This window comes from Rhizobium sp. FKL33, from assembly GCF_005222915.1.
Taxonomy (GTDB): Bacteria; Pseudomonadota; Alphaproteobacteria; order Rhizobiales; family Rhizobiaceae; genus Rhizobium_E.
In genome coordinates this window covers 219813-239389 of sequence record NZ_STFX01000001.1, presented here as the reverse complement: position 1 = coordinate 239389, position 19577 = coordinate 219813, and the positions used below count along the sequence as shown (strand labels likewise).

18 protein-coding genes and 1 pseudogene are annotated in these 19577 nt (G+C 60.9%); 13 read left to right on the top strand and 6 right to left on the bottom strand.

Annotation, left to right across the window (positions count from 1 at the left end):
• Nucleotides 1-86 precede the first annotated feature (86 nt).
• The 8 genes from E8Q41_RS01165 (at nucleotide 87) to E8Q41_RS01130 (ending at nucleotide 8852) form a co-directional block, all read left to right on the top strand.
• Nucleotides 87-701 (top strand): NADH-quinone oxidoreductase subunit J, encoded by a 615-nt coding sequence (locus tag E8Q41_RS01165; protein ID WP_137153657.1) that lies wholly within the window; start codon nucleotides 87-89, stop codon nucleotides 699-701.
• Between the two features lie 21 nt (nucleotides 702-722).
• Nucleotides 723-1031 (top strand): NADH-quinone oxidoreductase subunit NuoK, encoded by a 309-nt coding sequence (gene nuoK, locus E8Q41_RS01160; protein WP_137153656.1) that lies wholly within the window; start codon nucleotides 723-725, stop codon nucleotides 1029-1031.
• A gap of 7 nt (nucleotides 1032-1038) precedes the next feature.
• The gene (gene nuoL / locus E8Q41_RS01155; RefSeq protein WP_137153655.1) at nucleotides 1039-3072 is read left to right on the top strand and encodes an NADH-quinone oxidoreductase subunit L; all 2034 of its coding nucleotides are present in this window, start codon (nucleotides 1039-1041) and stop codon (nucleotides 3070-3072) included.
• Nucleotides 3072-4583: an NADH-quinone oxidoreductase subunit M gene (locus E8Q41_RS01150; protein WP_137153654.1), complete on the top strand. Its 1512-nt coding sequence runs from the start codon at nucleotides 3072-3074 to the stop codon at nucleotides 4581-4583. Before nuoL ends, E8Q41_RS01150 begins: the two co-directional genes overlap by 1 nt.
• 18 nt (nucleotides 4584-4601) lie before the next feature.
• On the top strand, nucleotides 4602-6044 hold the full coding sequence (gene nuoN / locus E8Q41_RS01145) for an NADH-quinone oxidoreductase subunit NuoN (RefSeq protein ID WP_137153653.1): 1443 nt from the start codon (nucleotides 4602-4604) through the stop codon (nucleotides 6042-6044).
• Nucleotides 6044-6802: a biotin--[acetyl-CoA-carboxylase] ligase gene (locus tag E8Q41_RS01140; RefSeq protein ID WP_137153652.1), complete on the top strand. Its 759-nt coding sequence runs from the start codon at nucleotides 6044-6046 to the stop codon at nucleotides 6800-6802. Before nuoN ends, E8Q41_RS01140 begins: the two co-directional genes overlap by 1 nt.
• 19 nt (nucleotides 6803-6821) lie before the next feature.
• On the top strand, nucleotides 6822-8489 hold the full coding sequence (locus tag E8Q41_RS01135; RefSeq protein ID WP_137153651.1) for a ribonuclease J: 1668 nt from the start codon (nucleotides 6822-6824) through the stop codon (nucleotides 8487-8489).
• Between the two features lie 93 nt (nucleotides 8490-8582).
• Nucleotides 8583-8852: a DUF1467 family protein gene (locus E8Q41_RS01130; RefSeq protein ID WP_137153650.1), complete on the top strand. Its 270-nt coding sequence runs from the start codon at nucleotides 8583-8585 to the stop codon at nucleotides 8850-8852.
• Nucleotides 8853-9004: 152 nt separating this feature from the next.
• Here the strand turns inward: E8Q41_RS01130 and E8Q41_RS01125 are convergent, their stop codons facing one another.
• Together E8Q41_RS01125 and E8Q41_RS01120 are read right to left on the bottom strand one after the other, a co-directional pair.
• Entirely contained in the window at nucleotides 9005-9571 is a 567-nt protein-coding gene (locus tag E8Q41_RS01125) for a hypothetical protein (protein WP_137153649.1), read from the bottom strand.
• 185 nt (nucleotides 9572-9756) lie between these two features.
• Nucleotides 9757-9876: pseudogene (locus tag E8Q41_RS01120) on the bottom strand (transposase domain-containing protein); the annotation flags it as partial.
• Nucleotides 9877-10761: 885 nt separating this feature from the next.
• On the opposite strand from E8Q41_RS01120, the gene proS reads away from it, so the two are divergent.
• The 3 genes from proS to E8Q41_RS01105 are packed head-to-tail and all read left to right on the top strand — an operon-like array spanning nucleotide 10762 to nucleotide 14089.
• On the top strand, nucleotides 10762-12090 hold the full coding sequence (proS, locus tag E8Q41_RS01115; RefSeq protein ID WP_137153648.1) for a proline--tRNA ligase: 1329 nt from the start codon (nucleotides 10762-10764) through the stop codon (nucleotides 12088-12090).
• A gap of 11 nt (nucleotides 12091-12101) precedes the next feature.
• Nucleotides 12102-13403: a lipoprotein-releasing ABC transporter permease subunit gene (locus tag E8Q41_RS01110; protein WP_137153647.1), complete on the top strand. Its 1302-nt coding sequence runs from the start codon at nucleotides 12102-12104 to the stop codon at nucleotides 13401-13403.
• Nucleotides 13404-13411: 8 nt separating this feature from the next.
• Nucleotides 13412-14089, top strand: a complete 678-nt coding sequence (locus E8Q41_RS01105) for an ABC transporter ATP-binding protein (protein ID WP_137153646.1) — start codon at nucleotides 13412-13414, stop codon at nucleotides 14087-14089.
• Here the strand turns inward: E8Q41_RS01105 and E8Q41_RS01100 are convergent, their stop codons facing one another.
• Nucleotides 14090-14662 carry a hypothetical protein gene (locus tag E8Q41_RS01100; protein WP_137153645.1) on the bottom strand — a complete coding sequence of 191 codons (573 nt, stop codon included), beginning with the start codon at nucleotides 14660-14662 and terminating at the stop codon, nucleotides 14090-14092.
• A gap of 36 nt (nucleotides 14663-14698) precedes the next feature.
• Entirely contained in the window at nucleotides 14699-15706 is a 1008-nt protein-coding gene (locus tag E8Q41_RS01095) for an alpha/beta hydrolase (RefSeq protein ID WP_246660036.1), read from the bottom strand.
• Nucleotides 15707-15783: 77 nt separating this feature from the next.
• Between E8Q41_RS01095 and E8Q41_RS01090 the strand changes: the two genes are divergently transcribed.
• A complete protein-coding gene (locus tag E8Q41_RS01090) occupies nucleotides 15784-16104 on the top strand; it encodes an HlyU family transcriptional regulator (RefSeq protein WP_137153644.1) in 321 nt (106 codons plus the stop codon).
• Nucleotides 16105-16152: 48 nt separating this feature from the next.
• On the opposite strand, the gene E8Q41_RS01085 is transcribed toward E8Q41_RS01090, so the two are convergent.
• The gene (locus E8Q41_RS01085; RefSeq protein ID WP_137153643.1) at nucleotides 16153-16809 is read right to left on the bottom strand and encodes a DsbA family oxidoreductase; all 657 of its coding nucleotides are present in this window, start codon (nucleotides 16807-16809) and stop codon (nucleotides 16153-16155) included.
• Complete coding sequence (locus E8Q41_RS01080) at nucleotides 16806-18611, bottom strand: extracellular solute-binding protein (RefSeq protein WP_246660035.1); 1806 nt, start codon at nucleotides 18609-18611, stop codon at nucleotides 16806-16808. The genes E8Q41_RS01085 and E8Q41_RS01080 overlap by 4 nt, the downstream gene beginning before the upstream one ends.
• Before the next feature lie 266 nt (nucleotides 18612-18877).
• On the opposite strand from E8Q41_RS01080, the gene E8Q41_RS01075 reads away from it, so the two are divergent.
• Nucleotides 18878-19498, top strand: coding sequence for an invasion associated locus B family protein (locus E8Q41_RS01075; protein WP_137153641.1), 621 nt, complete (start codon nucleotides 18878-18880; stop codon nucleotides 19496-19498).
• Nucleotides 19499-19577 lie beyond the last annotated feature (79 nt).

The window sequence follows — 19577 nt, the reverse complement described above, 5'->3', positions numbered from 1 at the left end:
GTTCATTCAATTGGGCCCGTGAAACGGGCGGTATTCGGGGCAGGGGCTGGCTCTAGTCAGGCCCCGGGGAAGAAAAAGGCGCCAAAATGGGTCTGCAGGCTCTGTTTTTCTATCTGTTCGCCTTCGTCGCTGTGGCGTCGGCATTCATGGTCATCTGGGCGAAGAACCCGGTGCATTCGGTTCTGTTTCTGATTTTGACATTCGTCAACGCGGCGGGCCTGTTCCTGCTGACCGGCGCCGAATATCTGGCCATGCTGCTTCTGGTCGTCTATGTCGGCGCGGTGGCGGTTCTCTTCCTCTTCGTGGTGATGATGCTCGACATCGACTTCACCAAGCTGAGGGCGAGCGCGCTCGAATATGCGCCGGTCGGCGTGTTGATCGGTCTCATCCTCGCGGCCGAACTGATCATCGTGATCGGCGGCAGCGTGTTCTCTCCGGAAGTCGCAAAGAGCGTGTCCATGCCGATCCCGGCTGTGACGGAACGCCAGAACACCGCGGCCATCGGCGATGTGCTCTACACCCATTACGTATTCTACTTCCAGCTTGCCGGTCTCGTGCTGCTGGTCGCCATGATCGGCGCGATCGTGCTGACCTTGAAGCATCGCACCGACATCAAGCGTCAGGACATTTCCCGTCAGGTCGCGCGCACGCCGGAAACCGCAATCTCCGTGGTCAGCCCGAAGCCGGGCCAGGGCATCTGAGGGTAGGGGAAGGAAAGAAAAATGGAAATCACCATCGGCCATTACCTCACCGTCAGCGCCATCCTGTTCATGCTCGGCGTGTTCGGCATCTTCCTGAACCGCAAGAACGTCATCATCATCCTGATGTCGGTCGAACTGATCCTGCTCGCGGTCAACATCAACATGGTGGCGTTCTCCACCTTCCTGAACGACATCACCGGTCAGGTATTCGCATTGTTCATTCTGACCGTCGCGGCCGCGGAAGCCGCCATCGGTCTCGCAATTCTCGTCGTCTTCTATCGTAACCGGGGCACGATCGCGGTTGAAGACGTCAACATGATGAAGGGCTGAGAAGGCTATGATCATCTACAAACTCATTGTCTTCCTTCCGCTGTTGGGATCGCTGATTGCGGGTCTGGGGGGACCTGTGATCGGCGCCAAGGCGTCGGAATATGTGACCACCGGCCTCATGATGATCGTGGCGGCCCTGTCCTGGATCGTTTTCTTCGACGTCGCGCTCGGCGAGACGCATACGATCGTTCCGGTGCTGCGCTGGATCCAGTCCGGCGGCGTCGATGTCGAATGGGCGTTCCGCATCGACACGCTGACTTCCGTCATGTTCGTGGTCGTGAACTCGGTGTCCTGCCTCGTTCATCTCTATTCGATCGGCTACATGCATCACGATCCGCATAGGCCGCGTTTCTTCGCCTATCTCTCGCTCTTCACCTTCGCCATGCTGATGCTGGTGACCTCGGACAACCTGCTGCAGATGTTCTTCGGCTGGGAAGGCGTGGGTCTGGCGTCCTATCTGCTGATCGGCTTCTGGTACAAGAAGCCTTCGGCCAGCGCTGCGGCGATGAAGGCCTTCATCGTCAACCGCGTCGGCGACTTCGGCTTCGCGCTCGGCATCTTCGGCGTCTTCGTCCTGTTCGGCTCGATCAATTTCGACTCGATCTTCGCCGCCGCCGCCACCTATCTGCCGGCTGCCGCCGAGCACGCTGCTGAAGGCGCCGCCGCCGCGACCGGCGAACACGCCGCCGTCGCCGGCGACACGGTGCTGAATTTCCTCGGCATGCATCTCGACAAGTCGAGCGCACTGACTGCTATCTGCCTGCTGCTGTTCATGGGCGCGATGGGCAAGTCGGCGCAGTTTCTGCTGCACACCTGGCTGCCGGACGCCATGGAAGGCCCGACGCCTGTGTCGGCCCTCATCCATGCCGCCACCATGGTCACCGCCGGCGTCTTCCTCGTCGCCCGCATGTCGCCGCTGTTCGAACTGTCGCACACCGCGTTGCTGGTGGTCACACTGGTCGGCTCGATCACCGCCTTCTTCGCGGCCTCGGTCGGTCTGGTGCAGAACGACATCAAGCGCGTCATAGCCTATTCGACCTGCTCGCAGCTGGGCTACATGTTCGTCGCGCTCGGCGTCGGCGCCTATGGCGCGGCCGTGTTCCACCTGTTCACGCACGCCTTCTTCAAGGCGCTCCTGTTCCTCTGCGCCGGCTCGGTCATCCACGCCGTGTCCGACGAGCAGGACATGCGCTACATGGGCGGTCTGCGCACGCATATCCCGCGCACCTTCTGGATGATGATGATCGGCACGCTCGCCATCACTGGCGTCGGCATTCCCGGCACACCGATCGGTTTTGCGGGCTTCTTCTCGAAGGACTCGATCATCGAAGCGACGTTTGCAGCGCATAGCCCGCTCTCCGGCTGGGCCTTCACGCTGCTGGTGATCGCCGCCTGCTTCACGAGCTTCTATTCGTGGCGCCTGATCTTCATGACCTTCTTCGGCAAGCCGCGCGCCTCGCACGACGTCATGCACCATGTGCATGAATCGCCGAACGTGATGCTGATCCCGCTCTATCTCCTCGCCATCGGCGCCGTTGTCGCGGGCTTCATCTTCCACGACTACTTCTTCGGCGAAGCCTATGCCGAATTCTGGAAGGGCGCGCTGTTCACGGCTCCCGGCAATGAAGTGCTCGAACACTTCCACCATGTGCCGCTGCTGGTGAAGTGGAGCTCCTTCATCGCCATGGCGCTCGGCTTCATCGTGGCCTGGATCATGTATATCCGCGCGCCCTGGATGCCGTCCTACCTCGCCAAGCAGCATGACGGCCTCTACAAGTTCCTGCTCAACAAGTGGTACTTCGACGAGCTCTACGACCTGCTGTTTGTGCGCTCGTCCAAGTGGCTCGGCCGCTTCCTGTGGAAGCAGGGCGACGGAACGGTCATCGACGGCTTCGGCCCGAACGGCATCGCCGCCCGCGTGGTGGATGTCACCGGCCGCGTCGTTCGCCTGCAGACCGGTTTCCTTTACCAATACGCCTTCGTGATGCTGATCGGCATTGCCGCTCTGATAACCTGGATGATGCTCGGGAGTTCGTTCTAATGTCCGGTTGGCCCATTCTCTCGCTGGTCACCTTCCTGCCTCTGGTCGGCGTCGGACTGTTGCTCCTGATGAAGGGCGACAGCGAGGCGGGGCGGCGCAACGTGCTGCTCATCTCGCTCGCCACCTCGGTCGTGACTTTCGTCGTCTCCCTGTTCATCTGGACGGGCTTCGACAACTCCAACCCCGGCTACCAGTTCGTCGAAAAGATGAACTGGTTGAACACCGGCATTTCCTACCATGTCGGCGTCGACGGCATCTCCATGCTGTTTGTCATCTTGTCGACCTTCCTCGTGCCCTTCTGCATCCTCGCCAGCTGGTATTCGGTCGAGAAGCGCATCAAGGAATACATGATCGCCTTCCTGCTTCTGGAAACCTTGATGATCGGCGTGTTCGTTGCGCTCGACATCGTGCTCTTCTATGTCTTCTTCGAAGGCGTGCTGATCCCGATGTTCATCATCATCGGCGTCTGGGGCGGCAAGGATCGCGTCTACGCTTCCTACAAGTTCTTCCTCTACACGCTGCTCGGCTCGGTGCTGATGCTGCTCGCGATCATGGCGATGTACTGGGAAGCCGGCACCACGGACATCACGCTGCTCGCCGGCCACAAGTTCCCGGCGCATATGCAGACCTGGCTGTGGCTCGCCTTCTTCGCCTCGTTCGCGGTCAAGATGCCGATGTGGCCTGTTCACACCTGGCTGCCCGACGCCCACGTTCAGGCGCCGACGGCAGGTTCGGTCATCCTGGCGGGCGTCATGCTGAAGCTCGGCGGTTACGGCTTCCTCCGTTTCTCGCTGCCGATGTTCCCGCTGGCGTCCGACTACTTCGCGCCTTTCGTCTTCGCGCTGTCGGTCATCGCCATCATCTACACCTCGCTGGTGGCGATGATGCAGGAAGACATCAAGAAGCTGATCGCCTATTCGTCGGTCGCCCATATGGGTTACGTGACCATGGGCATTTTCGCGGCCAATACCCAGGGCGTGCAGGGCGCGATCTTCCAGATGCTCAGCCACGGCATCGTCTCGGGCGCGCTCTTCCTCTGCGTCGGCGTGGTCTATGACCGCATGCACACCCGCGACATCGACGCCTATGGCGGCCTGGTCAACAACATGCCGAAATATGCGGTGGCCTTCATGGTGTTCACCATGGCCAATGTCGGCCTGCCCGGCACCTCCGGCTTCGTCGGCGAATTCCTGACCCTGCTCGGCGCCTTCCGCGCAAACACCTGGGTCGCGCTCTTCGCCACCACCGGCGTCATCCTGTCGGCGGCCTATGCTCTCTGGCTTTATCGCCGGGTGGTCTGGGGCGCGCTCGAGAAGGAAAGCCTCAAGAAGCTTCTCGATCTCTCGCCGCGCGAGCAGCTGATCCTCTATCCAATGATCGTGCTGACCATCTTCTTCGGCGTCTATCCCGCGCCGGTGTTCGACGCCACGGCCGCCTCGGTCGAGCTTCTCGTCAACAATTATTCTGCGGCTCTGGAGGCAGCGCATAGCGTTGCCGCCGTGGCCAACTGATCACAGGACCTTGCCACAATGACGGCTGAAACCCTTCTCGCAAGTCTGACCATCACGACGCCGGAGTTGATCCTGGCGATCGGCGCGCTGGTTCTCCTGATGGTCGGCGTTTTCGCGGGCGAAAAGTCCGCGAAGACCGTAACCTATCTGAGCGTGCTGCTGCTGCTCGGCGCAGCCGCGACCGTTGTGCTGCATCCGGTCGAGGGCGCTGCCTTCGGAGGCGTGTTCGTCGCCGACGGCTTCACCCGCTTCATGAAGACGCTGGCGCTCGTGGCGTCTGCCGTTGCCCTGTTCATGTCGACCGGTCAGGCGAAGCTCGAGAATATCGACAAGTTCGAATTCCCGATCCTGGTTGTGCTGGCGACGCTCGGCATGAGCATCATGATCTCGGCCAACGACCTGATCACGGTCTATATGGCGCTCGAACTGCAGTCGCTGGCGCTTTACGTGGTCGCTGCCCTCAACCGCGATTCCGCCCGTTCGACGGAAGCCGGCCTGAAATATTTCGTCCTCGGCGCTCTGTCGTCGGGCATGATGCTCTACGGCATGTCGCTGGTCTACGGTTTCACCGGCCATACCGGTTTCGTCGAGATCACCCAGGCGCTGACCGCCGAGACCCGGTCTACCGGCCTCGTCTTCGGTCTGGTCTTCGTGCTGGCCGGCGTCGCCTTCAAGATCTCGGCCGTGCCGTTCCACATGTGGACGCCTGACGTCTATGAAGGCGCTCCGACCCCGGTCACCGCCTTCTTTGCCGGCGCCCCGAAGGTCGCCGCCATGGCCGTGTTCATCCGCGTGGTCATGGACGCCTTCCAGCCGCTGATCGCCGACTGGCAGCAGATCATCGTCTTCATCTCGATCGCCTCGATGCTGCTCGGCTCCTTCGCCGCGATCGGCCAGAGCAACATCAAGCGCCTGATGGCCTATTCCTCGATCGGTCACATGGGTTATGCGCTCGTCGGCCTCGCGGCCGGCTCCCAGGAAGGCGTCACCGGCATCGTGCTCTATATGGCGATCTATGTCGTCATGACGCTCGGCGCCTTTGCGATCATCCTCGCCATGCGCTCCAAGGACGGCAAGGCGCTCGAAAACATCACCGATCTCTCGGGCCTGTCCAGCACCAGCCCCTTCATGGCCTTCGTGCTGACGGCGCTGATGTTCTCGCTCGCCGGCATTCCGCCGCTCGCCGGGTTCTTCGCCAAGTATTTCGTCTTCCTGGCTGCGATCAAGGCGGGCCTCTACTGGCTGTCGGTCATCGGCGTTCTGGCTTCGGTTGTTGGCGCCTATTACTATCTCCGCATCGTCAAGGTGATGTGGTTCGATGCGCCGGCCGCCGAAATGGCGCGCGCTCCGGGCGCTCTTAAGCTCGTCTACGGCCTTTCCGGCCTGATCGTGATCGGCTATCTCCTCGTGGGTGGCCCGATCGGAGCGGCCGCGGAAGCGGCGGCGGCCGCACTGTTTTGATGGCGGCCAGCAGCACATTCGCCATCGCCCAGTTTCGTCATGAAGCCCTGGGCGATGTCGGATCGACGAATACACTATGTCTGGAGCGGGCGCGGGCAGGAGATCCGGGCCCGCTTTGGCTTACGGCGCGCCGCCAGCTCAGCGGTCGCGGCCGTCGGGGCCGCGCGTGGATTTCCGAGCCGGGAAATCTCTACGCCTCGCTGTTGCTGACCGATCCCGCGCCCGTGGAGGCGCTCGGGTCTCTGCCGATCGCCGTCGCCCTGGCCCTGCATCGCGCTGTGGCCTCGGTCGGCCCCTGGCTGGGTGACCGGCTGCGGATCAAATGGCCGAACGACCTCCTGATCGACGGGGCCAAAATTTCCGGCATCCTCATCGAAGCCGAGCAACTCGCCGACGGTCGCCGCGCCGTGGTGATTGGTTGCGGCGTCAATGTGGCGCACAAGCCGGACAATCCGCTCTATCCCGCCCTGACATTGGCTGAAGCCGGCGTCTCGACATCCGCCGACGATCTCTTCGCCCACCTCTTCCAGGAAATGGCTGTGGTGCTGGCCAATTGGGACGCCGGACGCGGCGTGGGGCGCGTGGTGGAAGCCTGGAAGGAGCGGCTGGCGGGTCTGGGGGCGCCGATCACGGTGAACCTGCCCGACAGGTCGCTTTCAGGCGTTTTTTCCGCTATAGATCTCGACGGATACCTGCATCTCAAGACGGCGGATGGCGCCGTTCTTCGTATCGCCTCGGGCGATGTTTTCTTTTCATGATGAAAGACTGTGAGTGACGATGGCCGATAAGGATGAACTGGTGTTCCTGCCGCTGGGCGGCGTGGGCGAAATCGGGATGAACCTGGCGCTTTACGGTTATGGTCCGCGACACAAACGCCAATGGATCATGGTTGATTGCGGCGTGTCTTTCGCCGGTCTCGACCTGCCGGGCGCGGAGCTGATCCTGCCCGATATCCGCTTCATCGAGGAAGAGAAGCAAAATCTCAAGGCGATTTTCATAACACACGCCCATGAAGACCATTACGGCGCCGTGCGCGATCTCTGGCCGCGGCTGAAAGTTCCGCTCTACGCCTCGCCCTTCACCGAGGGGCTGCTGGAAGCCAAGGGCGATTACGACAGGGCTGATCCGATTCCCGTGCAGACGCTGCTGCCGGGCCGGCAGATCACGGTGGGGCCGTTCACCATCGAACCGGTCAACGTCGCCCACTCCATCCCTGAAGCCATGTCGCTGATCATCCGCACGCCGCTCGGCAATGTCGTGCATACCGGCGACTGGAAGATCGATCCCGAACCCTCGCTGGGCAAACCGACCGATGAGGCGCGTTTCCGGGAAATCGGCGAGGAGGGCGTGCTCGCGCTGATCTGCGATTCGACCAATGCGCAGCGCGAAGGCGTATCACCCTCCGAACTCGACGTGTCGCGCGGCCTTGAAGAAATTATCACCAAGGCCGAGGGCAGGGTGGCGATCACCACCTTCTCTTCGAATGTCGGCCGCATCAAGTCGATCGCCATGGCGGCTGAAAAGGCGGGCCGCGAGGTGCTGCTGCTCGGCTCTTCCATGCGCCGCGTCACCGATGTCGCCAAGCAGTTGCACATGCTCGACGACATCAAGCCCTTCGTGGCCGAGGACGAATTCGGCTATCTGCCGCGCCAGAACGCCGTCGTGATTCTCACCGGCAGCCAGGGCGAGGCGAGGGCGGCGCTGGCCAAGATCGCCCGCGACGAGATGCGCAATATCGGCTTCACCAAGGGCGACACCTTCGTCTTCTCCTCGCGCGCCATCCCCGGCAACGAGAAAGCCATCCTCGACATCAAGAATGCGCTCATCGACCAGGGCATGATCGTGCTCACCGACGCCGACGGTCTGGTGCATGTCTCCGGCCATCCGCGTCGGAGCGAACTCAAGCAGATGTATGATTGGGTGAAGCCGCAGATCCTGGTTCCGGTGCATGGCGAAGCGGCGCATCTGCATGCGCATGCCGATCTGGGGCGCCAGTCCGGCATCCCGGAAGTAGCCGAGGTCCGCAATGGCGGCATTCTCAGGCTGGCGCCGGGTCCCGCCGAGATCATCGACGAAGCGCCGTTCGGCCGCATCTTCAAGGATGGCAATCTGATCGGCGATTTCGACGAGATGGGCATCGGCGACCGCCGCAAGCTCTCCTATGTCGGCCATGTCGCCGTGAATGTGCTGCTCGACGCGCGCTATGACTTCATCGACGATCCCGACGTGTCCGCTTTCGGCCTCCCGGCCTTCGACGAGGCTGGCGACGAGATGGAGGATATCCTCTATGACGCCGTGCTCGGCGCGGTGGAGAGCATTCCGCGCGTCAAGCGCAAGGATCTCGACATGGTCAAGGAAGCGATCCGCCGTTCCGTCAGGGCTGCGGCAAATCAGGTCTGGGGCAAGAAACCTGTTGTGACCGTGTTCGTGACGCGGATACAATAGTGTTGCAGGGGCAGGCGTTCGCCGCCCCATTCATCAGATCTGTGACCTCGCTCGTCGCCCCGTGGGGCGGCGGTCGAACGCTGGGAGGCGGCCATGGGCATCGTTTCGGTAATCGCTGAATATTTCATCTGCTGGTGGATCACCCTGTTCATCGTGCTGCCGATCGGGCTCAGGACGCAGGCCGATGAGAAGACGGTGATCAACGGCACGATCTCCAGCGCGCCTGCAAAATTCCGGCCGATGCGGGTGTTCGTCGGCACCACGGCGCTGGCTGCCGTGCTCTATGCCTGCTGGTACATCGCCACCCGCGTCTATGGATTGAACGCGCTGTCGATTCCGCGCATCGTCCCTGACTTCCATTGAAGACTGCATTACGAGGCGTCGGTTTACCCAGAGTAAGACGATGGAGCCGGTGGCGCTCGCATATGAGCTGGCCGCCCGCTCGCCCCCATCTGCTTTGCGGGATGAACCATAAGTAGTGTTTTGAAACCACCTTCCGAAATAGCCTGGGCCGCCTAGTGCATTTGAGCGCCCTTAAATTCGCGAATTTGCATTTCCTCCCAACGGGACATTACCTTCTCGTTGAAACGATCCCTGTTGTATGTCACGCGAGAAAATGCGTCGATTTCAAAAATATCGTCCTTGGCGGCGACTGCATTGGGAAATCGAGGAGATGTGAATCTGAGCTGAGCATCATAATCCACATGCTGGTCGAGAGTGAACATCGCGCAGCAATAATTATCGAAGGTCTCAAAGGCCGAAAAATCGCTCGATTGACACGCTTCCAACGTCATGACGGGCGTGTAAAACGGGGTCTGAACGATCCCTCGTTGGGTATCAATCCCTTGTGCCGCCAAGTGAGGAGGCTCAACAGGAATTATCGCGCCGACCTTCTTCAGAATGTTGGCGCTCCATTCCCATTTACTCGTGAATCTGTGATCAAACACTCCGAGTGGTGTCGTGTCCTCGTTCGCAATCCAGCTTAAATACGATCGATCCTCCTCTATCATTACATAGACGTCGTGAAGGAACTCGTAGATCAGGGCAGCGACTGGAGCGTTTCGAATATTGGCTTTGGACATGGTTTGAATATACGGGCTCTGCCGCCCTGCGCAACTATATCGCGCACTCATGAGCTATCTGAAGTTAACGCTCTTTTTCGCGAGATTGCGATCAGGTGGCAGATGGCAAGTTAGCTTGCTTGCGACGAATGACGGCCATTGTTGCCCGCATCGGGCGAATAAAAATATCGCGCTGTGGGGTAGGTCTACGGCAGAAGACCATCAATCTGGCTCTGTTTGTGCCCGGCGACAATTGCGGTGAGCGTGGCTGTCAGATAGGACTGCGGATCGACAGCGTTGAGTTTGCAGGTCTCGATCAGCGAGGCGGTGGTCGGTCAGGAAGAGCCTCAGGCCATTCCTTCAATGTAGTGTCCATGAAGAAACTTCTTGTCGCTCGTCCTTGGAAGTCGATCACAGATAAGGCGACGGCGGATAACGTAGGGGTAGAACATCGGTTCCGATGAACCGTTGATTTTCCGGTTCCTGTGCCGATCTGGCGCAGGGCAAAATTCAGCGCTGGCTTTCATATCTGGGACTTTTGCAACGCGCGCCGTCGCCATGGCGCAAGTTGCGGGCAAGCGGCGTCGAAATGGCGGTTTCGCCGCAAAATTAATCATATTTATTTTTCCAGACTTGCGCCCGCAGCCGCAATCGCCGGAACCATGTGCATTAATGAGAATATGCCGTAGCGAAGGCAAAAAAAAACAAGGCTTAACGCCTTGTTTTTAGCTAGTTTCGCGTGATCTTCAACCCAATTAAGGGGGCAGCGGGTTAACGCGCCTCAGATCCCATCCTCCCAAGACTTAACCGCGAATTTTGGCAAGGATTTGATCCCCTTGCCTCTTTTATGACCGGAAACTAGCCCAAAGATTAATCGTTGTCATCACCTTTTTTGCAAAAATGCGACAAGCGTAGAAAAAAAATACGTTGACAGGAAAATAACGACTTCCGTAGCGTGAGGGTCATAATCTTGTCGCAATGAGTCGAATTTTTTCTGCTCCAATTTCAGACCTGTATTCGCTGCTCGGAAGACGGTCTTCTTCATTCCTGGCTCCGGGTTGCCTGGTTGCCGATTTTCATGAATGCGGCTTTCGGGGTGGAATTCTCCGGCTCCGGGTTTCCTTCTTGCTGTGAAGTGGCTAAAGAAACAGCGGAAAATTGCTGTCTTTGCCGCGATTCCGACCAGGGTCGCCGAACTTCCGGATCATCACATGCGTCTTAGCCGTTACTTCCTGCCCATCCTCAAGGAAAATCCCAAGGAAGCGGAAATCGTTTCCCACCGCCTGATGCTGCGGGCGGGGATGATCCGCCAGCAGAGCCAGGGCATTTATAGCTGGCTGCCGCTCGGCAAGCGCGTGCTGGACAAGGTCAACAACATCATTCGCGAGGAACAGAACCGGGCCGGCGCGATCGAGCTGCTGATGCCGACGCTGCAGAGCGCCGAACTCTGGCAGGAAAGCGGCCGCTACGACGCCTATGGCAAGGAGATGCTGCGCATCAAGGACCGCCAGGACCGCCAGATGCTCTATGGTCCGACCAATGAGGAAATGATCACCGAGATCTTCCGCTCCTATGTGAAGTCCTACAAGGATCTGCCGCTCAATCTCTATCACATCCAGCTGAAGTTCCGTGACGAGGTGCGTCCGCGCTTCGGCACCATGCGCTCGCGCGAATTCCTGATGAAGGACGCCTATTCCTTCGATCTCGATCGCGACGGGGCCATTCATTCCTACAACAAGATGTTCGCGGCCTATCTGCGCACCTTCGATCGCCTGGGGCTTCGCGCCATTCCGATGCGCGCCGACACCGGCCCGATCGGCGGCAATCACAGCCACGAATTCATCATTCTCGCCGATACCGGCGAGTCCGAAGTCTACTGCCACAAGGATTTCGTGAATTTCGACATCCCCGCCGAGGACACGGATTTCGACAGTGTCGACGGTCTCAAGGCCATCTTCGACAAGTGGACCTCGCGCTATGCAGCGACGTCCGAAATGCATGACGAAGGAGCCTTCGACGCCATTCCGGAAGGCGAACGCCTGTCCGCCCGCGGCATCGAAGTGGGTCACATCTTCTATTTCGGCACCAAATATTCCGACAGCATGAATGCGACGGTGCAGGGCCCCGACGGCAAGCAGCACAATGTCCATATGGGCTCCTACGGCATCGGCCCGACGCGCCTTGTTCCGGCCATCATCGAAGCCTCCCATGACGAGGCGGGAATCATCTGGCCGAAGTCGGTGGCGCCCTTCGACGTGGCGGTGATCAATATGAAAGCGGGCGACGCCGCCTGCGACGCCGCGTCCGAAGGCATCTACGCTGCTCTGACCAAGGCCGGCTTCGACATGCTCTATGACGACACCGACGATCGCGCCGGCGCGAAATTTGCGACCGCCGACCTGATCGGCGTGCCGACCCAGATCATCGCCGGACCGCGCGGCGTTGCCGCCGGCGAAGTCGAGATCAAGGATCGCAAGACCGGCGCGCGCGAAACCATGACCATCGAAGCAGCGATCAACAAGCTGACTTCGGGCAACTGAACGGGGACGACATGACCGACAGGACGGGCGCTCAGGATGGCGCGAGCTCGCGAGCGTCTTCGCGGCCTTTCTCAGCCTATGAGCGCCTGGTGGCGTGGCGCTATCTGCGCCCGCGTCGCAAGGAGGCGTTCATCTCGGTGATCGCCGGCTTTTCCTTTGTCGGAATCATGCTCGGCGTCGCCGCGCTCATCATCGTCATGGCGGTGATGAACGGTTTCCGCACCGAGCTGATCACCCGCATTCTCGGCATCAACGGCCATATGGTGATCGAAGCGGCCGACGGGCCGCTCGACAACTACGCCGAGATCACCAGCAAAGTATCCAAGATCCCCGGCGTCAAATTCGCCATCCCCTTCATCGACGGCCAGACATTGGCTTCGGGCAAGGGCGGGGCTGGTACGGGCACGATCGTGCGCGGCATCCGCGCTGACGACCTGACCAAACTGAAAATGGTGGCCGACAATATCAAGGGCGGCGATCTCGTCGGCTTCGCCGCAGGCCAAGGCGTCGTGATCGGCACACGGCTGGCGACGCAGCTCGGCCTGCAGGTGGGCGACCAGATCACGCTGATTTCGCCCGAAGGCGACGTGACGCCGCTCGGCGTCAGCCCACGCGTCAAAAGCTATCGGGTCGATGCGGTCTTCGAGATCGGCATGTCGGAATATGACGGATCGATCGTCTTCATGCCGTTCGACGAGGCGCAGCTCTATTTCAACGCCGACGGCATCGCGAAATCGATCGAAGTCTTCGTCGACCATCCCGACCAGATCGACGACCTCATTCCCAAGGTCGAGGACGCCGCCGGTCGACAGATTTTCCTCACCGACTGGCGCGACCGCAACCGCACCTTCTTCTCGGCGCTGAATGTCGAGCGGAACGTGATGTTCATGATCCTGACGCTGATCTTGCTGGTCGCTGCGCTCAACATCATTTCCGGCCTGATCATGCTGGTGAAGGACAAGGGCAGCGACATCGCCATCCTCCGCACCATGGGCGCGACGTCTGGCGCTGTCATGCGGATCTTCTTCATGACCGGGGCCGCGATCGGCGTGGCGGGTACGGTTGCGGGCTTCGTTCTGGGCAGCCTCTTCTGTCTCAACATCCAGCGGATCAAGGAATTTTTCTCCTGGATCGCCGGAACCGATGTCTTCAATCCGGAACTCTATTTCCTGAGCCAGCTGCCGGCGGAAATGAACGCCAGCGAAACGATTTCGGTCATGCTCATGGCGCTGACGCTGTCGTTCCTCGCCACCATCTTCCCGGCCTGGAGGGCGTCGAAGATCGATCCCGTTCAGGCGCTGCGTTACGAATAAGGCCAGACATGACCGAAATTCTCAAACTCGCCGCCGTTTCGCGCCATTACGGGGAAGGTGAAACGCGGCTCGACATTCTCAAGGGCGCCGATTTCGTCATGCGTCCGGGCGAGATGATCGGGCTTGTCGCTCCGTCCGGCACCGGCAAATCCACGCTTCTGCATCTTGCAGGCCTGTTGGAGCGGCCCGATGGCGGCGAGGTCATCGTCAATGGCCGTTCCTGCGGCAATCTCTCGGATGGCGAACGGACGGATATCCGGCGCTCCGACATCGGCTTCGTCTATCAGTTTCACCATCTCCTGCCGGAATTCTCCGCGCTCGAGAATGTGATGATGCCGCAGATGATCGGCGGGCTCGCGCCCAAGGAAGCGGCCGAACGGGCAGGGCAATTGCTCGACTATATGCGCATCGGCCATCGCGCGACGCATCGTCCGGCGGAACTGTCCGGCGGCGAACAACAGCGCGTGGCGATCGCCCGCGCGGTCGCCAATGCGCCGCTGGTGCTGCTCGCCGACGAACCAACCGGCAATCTCGACCCGCACACGGCGTCCTATGTCTTCGACGCGCTGGAGGCGCTGGTGCGGCAATCCGGCCTGTCGGCGCTGATCGCCACGCACAATCACGAACTGGCGTCGCGCATGGATCGCCGCGTCACCATCGAAGGCGGCAGGATCGTCGAACTATGATCACTTCAGGGTGAAGCGCTGCTCGACGTCGGTCTTGTTGCCGGATGCGAGGTCGGTGAAGGTGTATTTGAGCGCATAGGCGCCCGCCGGCGCTTGCGAGACATCCAAGGTGAGCGGCGTGAAGATCTCGAACAGCGGCTCGACCGCGATGATCGAGAAATTGCCGAACGCCTTCTGCTCGGCGAGCAACTCGCCTTCCGGGCTGCGCAGCTCGAAATCCACCGTGAAGCGCGCCTGCACCCTGCCGTCATCGGTGTTCTTCCAGGCGAGCCCGATCGGCTCGACATAGGAGATCAGGGCGGCGCCAACGGGAAACTCGTTGGCCTTGACGCGCTTGTAAGCCCCGAACATCAGCGGCTTCTCGGTGACGAAAAACGCCTTGCGGATGTCGAAGGGGATCTCGGCCTGAGCCGCAGCCATCGCCGCCCGCATCTTCTCGAAAGCGGCCGGGCCGCCCTCCGGCTTGGCGAGTTCGTCCTCCGCCTGCTTGGCGAGATCGGCCATCTGCCCCGCCGCTGCGATCGAGGGGATGGCCATCGCAAGGAGCGATGCCAGGAGAAGGGGTATCCGCATGCGGCGTCCTTTCGGCTGAAGGGCTTTAGCGTTCAATTATAAGTGATTCGCCTGTTTCGTCTGCGGGGAAGACGGAGCCAGGGTCTTTTCGATCCAGCCCGCAATCCTGTCCGTCACGGTTGCGTTGGTGGCGGGCGACAAAGCGTCTCCGGCAAGTACATGAAAATAGGGGTCCTGGACCTCCTCGACGGTGACCAGCGCGCTCGGCCCGCCCCAGTGCGCCTGCATGTCGCGGACGAGTTCAGGGCGAATGACGCGGTCCTGCGGCGAGATCAGAAAGAGCGCGGGGGTGGCGATCCCTGCCGGTTCGACCATTCGCGCCTGCTGCACGCTCTGCGCCATCGGCAGAAGCGCCCCCGTCGGATAATCATAGGTCCAGTTGGCGGCGTGTCCGGGCGTGGCGGGTTCGAAACCCCGCCGGGGACCGAGAACGAGATGAGCAAGCCGTCGCGCCCACGGCCCTTCGAGCAGGAACGCGCCCGCCGCCTGCACGCCGTAATTGGGCGAGACGAACACGACGGCGGCGATTCTCTCGCGAAATTCCGGTCGGGCGAGCAGGATGGTCACCAGCGACGCGCCGGTGGACGTCGCCATGATCACCACGTTCCGCCCGAGGCGCTCGCCGATCGCAAGAGCTTCCGCAGTGTCGTTCAGCCAATCCTGGAGGCTCGCTTCGGCCATGGCGTCCGGATCGGCGCGCCCATGGCCGGTCAGTCGCGTCAGAAACAGGTTCGCGCCGAGCCGTCCCGCAACCTGATCCGGCACGGGCCGCATCTCGCCGGGAGACGCGGAGAAGCCATGAATATACACGAGCGATAGCGGCGTCTCCGAGCCCTTCACGCCATCGAGCCAGACGATGCGTTTGTCGAGGCCCGCGCGGATATCGGTGTATCGCGCTTCTCGGTCAGACACCCAGGCGTCGAGATCCGGGCCGATTTCGTCCGCATTGAAGGTAACGGTGAGATCGACCGGTTCGCGCGGGCCCGTCGCATAGACAAGGCCAGCCAGAATGACGATGGCGGCCAGCGCCCATATCAGGAACATGACACGCCCTCCGCCCCCTCCCATTCGTCTCCGCATTTCGGCTTCCCCCTCGCCGGACGCTGTGCTACATCGCCATCATGACTGGATTTCTCGATAAAATCAAAAGCCTGTTCACCTCGTCCTCGACCGGCGAACCCGCCGGCCAGAAAGAGACCACGCAGACCATTCACGACTGCCGCGTCGTCGCCACGCCCCGCAAGGAAGGCGCGCAATATCGCCTGGCCGGCCGGATCGAAAAGGTGGTGAATGGGGAAACGCTGACCCGCACCTTCGTGCGCGCCGACCTGTTCAGCAGCGAGAGCGACGTGGTCGAGATCACCTTCCGCAAGGCGACGCAGATCATCGAGCAGAATGGCCCGTCGCTGTGGTCGGATGGCGCCAAGGATCGCCCTGCCTGAGCCTGAGATAGGAGAGGGCGCAGTCACAGGACCACGCCCTCGCCGCCCTTAGGCCTTCATGGCCGCCAATTGACGGAAAGCGTTTTCGAACACATCCATGCTTTGCGCGCCGGTCACCACATATTGGTCGTCGATGACGAAGCAGGGCACGCCCGAAACGCCCATGCGCTGGGCCGCGGCGATTTCATTCTTCACCGTATCCACGTCGACGTCCGAGGCGAGCTTTTCTGCAAGGACGGCGCGGTTCATCCCATTCTGTTCGGCGATGCCCAGCAGCACGGCGTGATCGCCGACATTGAGACCTTCGACGAAATTCGCCGAGAACAGCGCCTTCGACACCGCATTCTGCGTCTCGGCGCCCGACTCCGCCGCCCAGTGGATGAGCCGGTGCGCATCGAGCGTGTTCGGGAAGATCTTCGCCTTGTCGAGCGCGAAAGGCAGACCGATCTCGTCGCCGAGCTGCGTCAGCATCTGATGGCTGCGCTTGACGGCGTCGGCGCCGCCGATCTTGCGGGCGAGATAGTCGAACGTGTCGAGGCCCTCGGCAGGCGCATTCGGTTCGAGCTGATAGGGCTTCCAGGTGATTGATGCGGTGAGCGCATCCTTGACCCGGTCCAGCGCCAGCCCCAGCCGCGCCTGTCCGAGATAACACCAGGGGCAGACCACATCCGAGATGATGTCGATCTTAACAGTCGCTGTGTTCATTTCTTTGCTCTTTCGTCCCACCAGGTGGGAAACTGGACGCCGTAAAGGGATAGCGTCGCGGGATGGTTGATATGTTTCCAGCGCGCCACGCGCTGTTCGGGTGAATGAAACAGTGGGATCGCGTAATATTGCGACAGCAAAAGCCGGTCGAAAGCGCGGACGGCGGCCTTGAAATCCTCATCGGTGCGTGCAGCGAGGATGACGCCGATCATGCGGTCGATGTCGGGATCTGCGGCCCCCGCCGCATTGTCGGAGCCTTCGACGTCGCGTGAGGCCGACGCCCAGCGCGTTTCCTGCTCGAGGCCCGGCGACAGCGTGGCCGCATAGGTGCGGAAAATCATGTCGAAATCGAATTTCTGCGTGCGCTCCTGATACTGCGCGTCCTCGACGGTGCGGATGGAGACCGCGATGCCGAGCGCACTGAGCGTGCGCTGATAGGCGATGGCGATGCGCTCCTGGTCCAGGCTCTGCGACAGGATCTCGAAACGCAGCGGCTTACCGTCGGGACCCAGCATTCGCCCGGCCTCGATATGGTAGCCGGCTTCCTTCAACAGCGCGAAGGCCTCCTTCAGGATCTTGCGATCGCGCCCGGAGCCGTCCGAAACGGGAAGCTTGAAGGAGCCATCGAGAAGCGACGGCTCGACTTTGCCGCGTGCGTCGCCGAGCAATTCGAGTTCGCGCGGGCTTGCGGGAACGCCGAGGCTCGACAGGTCCGAATTCTGCCAAAAGCTCTCGGTGCGGCGATAGGCTTTCTCGAACAGGCTGCGATTGAGCCATTCGAAATCGAAGGCGAGGGTGAGCGCCTTGCGAACCCTGAGATCGGCGAAAACGGGTCGACGGGTGTTGAAGGTCATCGCCAGCGTATTGGCGGGCAGGCGGGGCTGAAAGACCTCCTTGATCACGTCGCCGCGCTGAACGGCGGGAAAATCATAGGCCAGATCCCAGTTCTTCGGCGACCCCTCGCTCAGGACGTCGATCAGGCCTTTCTTGAAGGCCTCGAACAGCGTGTTTTCCTGCAGATAATATTCGATGGAGATCTCGTCGAAATTGTCGAAGCCGATCTTGGACGGAATGTCCTTGCCCCAGTAATTCGGATCTCGCTGATAGACGATCTTCTCGCCGGGCCTGATGGTCTTGACGAGATAGGGCCCGGAGCCCAGGGGCGGCGTCAGCGTCGTCTGGTCGAAGCTTTCCACCTTGGTGGCGTGCTTGGGCAGCACGGGCGACAGCGCGAGCAGCAGCGGAAACTCCCGATCCGCCTCCGGCTTGAAGGTGAAGCGCACCGAGCGGTCGCCGATCTTTTCCATCTTCTGGACGAGTTTCAGGCGGTTGGAGAAAGGCGGGCGGCCCTTGTCGCGCATCAGCTCGAAAGTGAACATCACGTCTTCTGGCGTCACCGGCTTGCCGTCCGACCAATGCGCCTTCGGATTGAGATTGAACTGGATGAAGGTCCTGTTCTCGTCCATCTCCACCGTCTCGGCCAGCAGGCCATACATGGTGAAAGGCTCGTCGCGCGACCGCGCCATCAACGATTCGACCACGAGATTGCCGAGTTCCGGATCCCACATGCCGCGGGCGGTGGTGCGCTTGCCCTTGACAATGAAGGAATTGAGATTGTTGAACGTTCCGACCACGCCGAACGACAGTTTCCCGCCCTTCGGCGCATCCGGGTTGGCATAGGGAAAATGCGTGTAGTTCGCCGGCAGCGCCGGCGCGCCATGCATGGCGATGCCGTGCAGCGGCTGGGCCGCGACGGTGAGGGGCAGGATCGACAGGAGGGCGATGAGAAGCGTCTTGAACACGAATTGTCCCTTTGCATCGTCGGTCGGCGCCGGATGAATCATGCCGGACAGTACAAATTGTGGCGCGCGACTTCAACGAATGAGCCGCTTTGCGAAAATAATCGCCCGCCGCATAGCAAGAAATACTGGATATCTCCGACAGCCCGATGTAACAGGAGGCCATGCGGGGCGGGTCATGCATTCGCCTCATTTGGTCGGCAGGAGGGGCGCGGCTCAAGCGGCCCGCGTTGCCGCCGAGGAGATCTTCCAAGAGACGGGAAAACAAAATGACATCCAAGTTCAAATCCGTTGTCGGCGCGCTGGTCGCAGGCGCTACTTTCGCTACGACGCTGGTCGCCGCTCCGGTGACGGCGTCCGCGCAGCAGGCGACGCCGCAGGGCTGGTTCAAGGTGTGCGACAAGCAGGGCGACTCGGATATCTGCTCGGTGCGCAACATCATCGCCGCCAACACTGGACAGCTGATCACCGCCGTGGCGCTGGTGACCGTGTCGGGCAAGGTGAACCGCAAATTCATGCAGGTCTCGGTTCCGCCGGCGCGCCTCATTCCCCCGGGCGTTCTGATGCAGATCGACGGCGGCAAGGGCCAGAAGCTCGATTACGGCATTTGCATGCCCGATCTCTGCATCGCCGAAATGCCGCTGACCGACGCCGTGATCGCCAGCCTCAAGAAGGGCAATGAAGTGGTCTTCACCTCGGTGAACTTCCAGCGCGCTCCGAACCCGATCAAGATGACGCTGTCCGGCTTCACCGGCGTGTTCGACGGCCCGGCCATGGAACAGTCCAAGCTGCAGGAAACCCAGCGCAAGCTGCAGGAAGAAATGCAGAAGAAGGCTGAAGAGGCCCGCAAGAAGCTGGAAGACGCCCAGAAGGCCGCCACCCAGCAGTAAGCCTTCCGTCTCTCTGAATAAGAAAAACCCGGGATGCGCGGCGCGCAGCCCGGGTTTTTTCGTTTCTGCTTTATTCGAT

What these genes read in the sequence shown, in the direction of transcription:
- E8Q41_RS01085 (WP_137153643.1), bottom strand. Translation starts at nt 16,809, where the DNA reads ATGAACACAGCGACTGTTAAGATCGACATCATCTCGGATGTGGTCTGC.
- E8Q41_RS01135 (WP_137153651.1), top strand. Translation starts at nt 6,822, where the DNA reads ATGGCCGATAAGGATGAACTGGTGTTCCTGCCGCTGGGCGGCGTGGGC.
- proS (WP_137153648.1), top strand. Translation starts at nt 10,762, where the DNA reads ATGCGTCTTAGCCGTTACTTCCTGCCCATCCTCAAGGAAAATCCCAAG.
- nuoK (WP_137153656.1), top strand. Translation starts at nt 723, where the DNA reads ATGGAAATCACCATCGGCCATTACCTCACCGTCAGCGCCATCCTGTTC.
- E8Q41_RS01075 (WP_137153641.1), top strand. Translation starts at nt 18,878, where the DNA reads ATGACATCCAAGTTCAAATCCGTTGTCGGCGCGCTGGTCGCAGGCGCT.
- E8Q41_RS01110 (WP_137153647.1), top strand. Translation starts at nt 12,102, where the DNA reads ATGACCGACAGGACGGGCGCTCAGGATGGCGCGAGCTCGCGAGCGTCT.
- E8Q41_RS01150 (WP_137153654.1), top strand. Translation starts at nt 3,072, where the DNA reads ATGTCCGGTTGGCCCATTCTCTCGCTGGTCACCTTCCTGCCTCTGGTC.
- E8Q41_RS01125 (WP_137153649.1), bottom strand. Translation starts at nt 9,571, where the DNA reads ATGTCCAAAGCCAATATTCGAAACGCTCCAGTCGCTGCCCTGATCTAC.
- nuoL (WP_137153655.1), top strand. Translation starts at nt 1,039, where the DNA reads ATGATCATCTACAAACTCATTGTCTTCCTTCCGCTGTTGGGATCGCTG.
- E8Q41_RS01165 (WP_137153657.1), top strand. Translation starts at nt 87, where the DNA reads ATGGGTCTGCAGGCTCTGTTTTTCTATCTGTTCGCCTTCGTCGCTGTG.
- E8Q41_RS01090 (WP_137153644.1), top strand. Translation starts at nt 15,784, where the DNA reads ATGACTGGATTTCTCGATAAAATCAAAAGCCTGTTCACCTCGTCCTCG.
- E8Q41_RS01095 (WP_246660036.1), bottom strand. Translation starts at nt 15,706, where the DNA reads ATGTTCCTGATATGGGCGCTGGCCGCCATCGTCATTCTGGCTGGCCTT.
- E8Q41_RS01140 (WP_137153652.1), top strand. Translation starts at nt 6,044, where the DNA reads ATGGCGGCCAGCAGCACATTCGCCATCGCCCAGTTTCGTCATGAAGCC.
- E8Q41_RS01130 (WP_137153650.1), top strand. Translation starts at nt 8,583, where the DNA reads ATGGGCATCGTTTCGGTAATCGCTGAATATTTCATCTGCTGGTGGATC.
- E8Q41_RS01100 (WP_137153645.1), bottom strand. Translation starts at nt 14,662, where the DNA reads ATGCGGATACCCCTTCTCCTGGCATCGCTCCTTGCGATGGCCATCCCC.
- E8Q41_RS01105 (WP_137153646.1), top strand. Translation starts at nt 13,412, where the DNA reads ATGACCGAAATTCTCAAACTCGCCGCCGTTTCGCGCCATTACGGGGAA.
- nuoN (WP_137153653.1), top strand. Translation starts at nt 4,602, where the DNA reads ATGACGGCTGAAACCCTTCTCGCAAGTCTGACCATCACGACGCCGGAG.